At 33.1% G+C, this 6,000-nt stretch carries 4 protein-coding genes; 2 read left to right on the top strand and 2 right to left on the bottom strand.

The annotated features are described in order from the left end of the window. Positions 1 to 188: 188 nt before the first annotated feature. Both istA and istB read left to right on the top strand, forming a co-directional pair. The gene (istA, locus tag H3Z82_RS16235) at positions 189 to 1,742 is read left to right on the top strand and encodes an IS21 family transposase (protein ID WP_182206552.1); all 1,554 of its coding nucleotides are present in this window, start codon (positions 189 to 191) and stop codon (positions 1,740 to 1,742) included. Between the two features lie 26 nt (positions 1,743 to 1,768). Then, the gene (istB, locus tag H3Z82_RS16230; protein ID WP_182206551.1) at positions 1,769 to 2,506 is read left to right on the top strand and encodes an IS21-like element helper ATPase IstB; all 738 of its coding nucleotides are present in this window, start codon (positions 1,769 to 1,771) and stop codon (positions 2,504 to 2,506) included. A gap of 350 nt (positions 2,507 to 2,856) precedes the next feature. On the opposite strand, the gene H3Z82_RS16225 is transcribed toward istB, so the two are convergent. Together H3Z82_RS16225 and H3Z82_RS16220 are read right to left on the bottom strand one after the other, a co-directional pair. Beyond that, positions 2,857 to 4,650, bottom strand: a complete 1,794-nt coding sequence (locus H3Z82_RS16225; RefSeq protein ID WP_182206550.1) for a hypothetical protein — start codon at positions 4,648 to 4,650, stop codon at positions 2,857 to 2,859. Beyond that, entirely contained in the window at positions 4,643 to 5,716 is a 1,074-nt protein-coding gene (locus H3Z82_RS16220) for a hypothetical protein (protein WP_182206549.1), read from the bottom strand. Before H3Z82_RS16220 ends, H3Z82_RS16225 begins: the two co-directional genes overlap by 8 nt. Positions 5,717 to 6,000: the final 284 nt, after the last annotated feature.

Here is a 6,000-nt window from a genome sequence, read left to right as displayed (position 1 = left end):
TGGATATTCCGGTTCGATTTGTGCCAGTGATTTCGGTGGGTCTGTGCCAGTGATAACGGTTCAAACTGTGCCATTTTTTACGGTTCGATTTGTGCCAGTCTGAAATGGGTTTAGCCGGATTTACGGTTTGATTTGTGCCATTTTTTGAAAGATCAAGTAGCTTGTCCTTTTTTAATAAAAGATAAGTTATGGCAAACACACTTGATCCTATGGACTTAAAACAAATTTTGACCCTCTATAAAGACGGACTGAGCAATCGAAAAATCGCTGATACCCTAAGTATATCCCGCAATACGGTTAACTCCTATATTAAACGCCTTAAAGGAAGCAGCTATAGTATTGATGCCTTGCTGGACTTTGACAACAGTAAGCTCGAAGAACTCTTTACCTTCAAAACAACCTTGAATATCAATCGTCAGGATGAACTGATGAGATATTTTGAACGGGTAAATAAAGCTCGCAATCATCCCGGTTTTACTTTTCAATATCATTATGAAGAATATAGGGATAGTGCAGAACATCCGTACAGCTATACCCAGTTTTTGGAACATTACCGACGTAAGTATGCCGATGTCAAGGGTTCTTTAAAATTAGAGCACGATCCAGGTAAAGAATTGTTTGTGGACTTTGCCGGACGCAAACTTGAGGTCATCGATAAAGAAACCGGAGAAATTATACCGGTGGAGGTTTTTGTAGCCATTTTGCCAAACAGCCACTATACTTATATCGAAGCCTGCAGGAGTCAGAAGCGAGAAGATTTTATCGCTTGTTGCGCCAATGCTTTAAATTTTTACGGCGGTGTGCCCAAAGCCATTGTCTCGGACAATTTAAAATCCGCCGTGACCCGTGCCAGTAAGTATGAGGCCAACATCAACCGAAGTTTTAAAGACTTTGCCCGGCATTACAACTGTGTAATTAACCCTACCAGAACCTATGCGCCACAAGATAAGGCCTTGGTTGAGAACGCCGTGCACCTGGTCTATCAGCGCATTTATTATCCGCTTCGGGAAATGACCTTCTTCTCACTGGCCGAACTTAACAAAGAGATCCATCGTTTACTGGAACAGTATAATAGGCTTTTGTTTCAACGAAAAGAAACCAGCCGTGCAGAACTTTTTCAGACTATCGAACGGGAATACCTAAAACCATTACCGGCAGAATCTTATGAAATAAAAGACTATCGAAGAGCAAAAGTTCAAAAGATGGGATATGTTTATTTTTCTCCCGATAAAAGCTATTACAGCGTTCCTTACCGGTACATCGGAAAACAAACCCTGATCCATTACACTAAAAACATTGTGGAAGTTTATTACAATCATCAACGTATTGCTCTCCACCAAAGAAACTTATCCAAAGGAAGCTACAACACCAATAAAGATCACCTGTCGAGCTCACATCAAAACTACATGGACTGGAGTCCGGAATATTTTAAAAACAAAGCCTCCGTTCACGGAAACTACGTGGTAGCCTGCGTAGATAAAATATTAAATGGTCTGGACTATCCTGAAATAGGCTATAAACGAGTTATGGGCCTGTTGCAGCTTCATAAGGATTATGGATCACAGAGGCTTGATAGGGCCTGTCAAAGAGCGCTGGCAGCCAACATGGTCTCTTATGCCCGTATCAAAAACATCTTAAAGAACAATGTTGATCAAAATTCCTTGTTTTTCAAAGACCTCGAAGATCAGCAATCCCATATCCCTAAACACGATAATATAAGAGGGGCATCAGCCTATCAGTAATTATTTAAACCATAAAATAAATTATAATGAACAACAATCAAACACTAGAAAAACTACAACAAATGCGTCTGTCGGCAATGGCATCCCTGCATAAACAACACCTTGGGGACAATCGCATTGAATCAATGACAACTGATGAATACTTGGCCTTATTGGTTGATCATCAGTGGGAGGACCGACTTAACAAGAAGATTGTTCGCCTTGTCAGTCAGGCTTGTTTTAAGCAAAAAGCAAGTCTGGTTGAAATCACTTACGATCCCCAGCGCAACTTGGATAAGAATAGTTTTGTCCGACTTGGAACACTTGACTTTATCAGGCGTAAAGAGAACTTGATAGTCACCGGAGCTTCAGGGACCGGCAAAAGTTATCTGGCCCAGGCACTCGGATATGAAGCCTGTTTAATGGAATATAAAGTGCTCTATGCCAATACATCGAAGCTGCTTAATGAATTAATATTAAGTAAAATGGATGGCTCCTATTTGAAAGAATTAAAAAGGGTGACAAGGACCGATCTGCTTATTCTTGATGATTTTGGCCTGCAGGCGCTTGACCAACAAAGTCGCGAAATAATGATGGATATTATTGACGACCGGCACAATGGGGCATCTACTATTATCGCATCGCAAATACCGGTATCGGCGTGGTACGAACTGATTGGGGAAGGAACTATTGCCGATGCAATTTTGGATAGAATAGTAAATTCTTCGCACAGAATAAAACTCGAAGGAGAATCATTAAGAAAAGGAAAACTTAAATCTATTTAACTAAAAAAATGTATTATTGTATGATCTTTCAAAGTGGCACAATTTGACCGAAAAGGGTGGCACGGTCACTCCGAAATAGCCAAGGGGTATAGATTTGAATAGATTCTTCAGCTTTTACAATTAGATTTTTCCATTTTTCGAATAAGTCGATAGCGTGAAAGTCATTGGTCGATATGAAATTATTTTTATTCAATTAGTCTTTCGTATTAGGCACAACGGTCACGGTTAAGGAAAGTATCGTGTAGGGAAGAGCTAGCTTGTCGGCTTAACCAGGTTTAATTTAGAGTCCTAAAATATAGAATTTTAGCTAAACTTAAGCTATTTTCTTTAACCGATGTTGTGTGCAGTGATTAACTACAATCTAAAATTAAAGCCTTTAAATTATCATTTATTATAAAATCGAATTTAAGCAGGACTTTAATATTTATATTATTACTTTCTAAAATATCCACTTCTTCGGCATTGTAATCAAACTTATCGCTTTCTCTCCATTTCTGAATATTTTCATCTGTTAGGTTTTCTTTGCTATACTCAGTTATATCTACTAGAAGCTGATCTTTATACCATAAAGAAGATTCATTTGTGTAAAGTTTAATTTTGATGTTACTGAAATCTATAATAAATATATAATCCTTATATGAGTTGAAAGAGTTTAAGATAGGAACTCCCCTATATGATTTATAGGAATTTAATAGTACTTTTTCCTCTGTATAAATCGTGGAGTTTAATTTTTGTTCATTCTTCCAATTGGCAAATATTACAACACGGTTAGTATTTTTCAATCCATCTAAAAATTTATCAATTGAAACATTTATATTTTCAGATTTTGTTGGAAATCTATATTCTAGAATATTCTTAAAAAACTGATTATCAATATCTCTTGCTAATCTCGAACCGAAATCACTCAACCCATAAATTTCCTGATAATGTTCGCCATCAATAAATGCAAATTTTCCTTTTAACAATGTTTGAAAAAAACCGTAGCCATCTCTTTCTTTAATATTTGGTAAGTATTTTACTTTATTAAATAATTTTAGAATTGCGATTATAACGGTTCCATCCTCCCAATTTTTACCAACTTTGTATCTAAAATCTTCTATTTTGTCTAAGGATAATGGCAAGTCTTTTATTTTCTTATAATGTTCTATTTCTACTTCTTTTCTCAGGAAGGTAAATACTTCTAAAATTTGTTCCTTTTTGTAATCAAATTTTCTTTTAATTTCCTCGGGTTTTAAGTTTGGTGAAAATATTAAGTCTATAAACTCATTTTTTTCTTCACTAATTTCATCAAGATTTTTTCTTATATCATCATTGAAATATCGGAAACGATCTCTCAATTTAATTTTCTTTAGATCATCATTAGACCGAATTAAGTTATCGTATTTAAAAAGAATAATTACTAAACTAAAAGTTAACCAAGTTCTAGAGGACAGAGCAAAATAAGCTTCGTTTGGGGGAGGTTCCTTTATTTCCCAATTTTCTGCTGTCCATAATCCTTTTTCAATTTCCTCAAATAAGTCGAAAAAATCATTCAAGAAATTGCGATCTAAATCAACTGTCAAATCCTGAAATGTATTTTCAAGAAACTGAAAATTGAATTTTTCATATGATATAGAATTTTGAGATCGTAAAAAATATATCCAACATAATAAAGTTGTAATAAATTTGAATAAATATCCTTCTCTGTTTTTTATAGAATCTAGTCCTGTTAAAGACTTGTCGATATCAGTGAATGCTTTATTGAATAAGTCGTAATTATCCTCCTGAAGGATTTTTTTAGTGATATTTATTAGACATAGATAGCTTAGTTCTATATACTTTTCGGGAAAATCTTCTAAATCATTACTAAAACTTATTTTTGCAGTAAGGGATTCAAAAACTCGCTCAACAAATCTTGGTTTAAATTTAGTATTCAGACCATCATAGATATTTACCAGGGTAGATGCCCCTTTTGAGTATAAATTTTCAGATTTCCCGAAAGTCTTAGTGAGAAAGTTTAATAAATAAAAATTCAGAAGCTTCTCAAAAGCTTCCTGGTTATTGTTTTTAGCTGCAGATATTATATTCTTTTGAATAGAATTAAAAAAGTCATTTAAGTAATTAAATGAAATTGTATCTGTATATCTATATAATCCTTTAATCATAATTTAATTCTAAATACTTGTCGAACATTCTCTCTAAATCATTCAAATTCTCCTCGAGATCTATATAGTTATTAGAGAGAGTATTCTTATTGGTTTTTTGAAGTAGATTATCTAGTTGGTTTTGATCATATTTTTCAAGAAATCGTTTTTTGGTCGAAAAGGTAAAGTACCTTGAAACTTTTTTCAAGGGTAAGTTTTCTAGTATCAGTAAAGAGTGAGAGTTATTGGCTTCAAATTTTTGGTCTAAATCTAAGTCGATAAAAAAATTCTTTTCACTCTTATTTTTTTGAAGTTTTTTTAGTAATCGTTTGGAATTAATATCCTTTAGATATTTGGTTTTATCATTTTGAATTGAAAAATGCTGGTGTTTATCTTCTAATTTTTGAATGAATGGATTGTAATATTTAAATCCTAATATTTCAATCATCAAATTTCTATATCTTTTTTTAAATTCCCTTTTTAAATAGTCGCTATAGAAAGCTTGTGAAAATTCGGACATTAATGTTTCTTCAATTATTTTCTTGCGCTTAGTTTTATGAATAAAATTAAACACCTTCTTATAAAGAAAAATTAGCTGAAAAATGTATAGGATAAAGGAGAGAAATAAAAATATTAAAATATTCGATTTTATATTTTGCTCATTAATTGATGGAGCTAAAAAGTAAAGAAATAATATGCATATTATAATTGTAAAGCCAAGATAAGTGATAAACTTAAAATTAACTCTTTCATCAATAATTGGTTGCATATCATCTCTTTCATCTTTTAAATGAGTAAATAAAAAGTTTGTTACAAATAAATTTATTGAGACCAATGTTATTATACCAGTTGTAAAAGTTTTGACATTATCGCTAAAATTAATCTCGAGAATTTTAAGGAAATCGAAATCGATGTATTTAGAGTAAAAAACCACTACAGAGATTAGGATTGAATAGGAAACTAGAATTTTCCAAAATCCGGCATTAAAAATGTTTTGAATTATTTTATGGTAGGTTCTGTTGTTATCAGAATGAATTTTAGGAAATTCCTTTTTTAAGTCTTTTCTTATTTCCTTGTAAAGGCTCATATTTTATTTCAAATTTTCAGAATCATTGCACACAACGTCAGTTTGTCTCATAACCCTGTTATTTCTGTTTAAAAATACACGATTTTTTTCATTAGTTGAAAATAAAGTGGAGAGCACCATTTCTTTCAGCGTGTTGGTCTTGTTGGTTCAAAAAGGTTAAAATGACGATTAGGGCAAAACTATTAACGGAAATAAGGTGTTTTGCACATCCAAAAGGGTATTTGGAACTACTCTGGTTGCCCAGCCTTCTCAAAATGTAGGCCAGGGCCATAAGCCCGAAATCT

Source organism: Gelidibacter maritimus (assembly GCF_014062315.1).
Classification (GTDB): domain Bacteria; phylum Bacteroidota; class Bacteroidia; order Flavobacteriales; family Flavobacteriaceae; genus Gelidibacter; species Gelidibacter maritimus.
This window is presented reverse-complemented; position numbering and strand designations above follow the sequence as displayed.

Bases quoted from the DNA above. Each gene is read 5' to 3' on its own strand.
- istA (WP_182206552.1), top strand. From the start codon at position 189: ATGGCAAACACACTTGATCCTATGGACTTAAAACAAATTTTGACCCTC.
- istB (WP_182206551.1), top strand. From the start codon at position 1,769: ATGAACAACAATCAAACACTAGAAAAACTACAACAAATGCGTCTGTCG.
- H3Z82_RS16225 (WP_182206550.1), bottom strand. From the start codon at position 4,650: ATGATTAAAGGATTATATAGATATACAGATACAATTTCATTTAATTAC.
- H3Z82_RS16220 (WP_182206549.1), bottom strand. From the start codon at position 5,716: ATGAGCCTTTACAAGGAAATAAGAAAAGACTTAAAAAAGGAATTTCCT.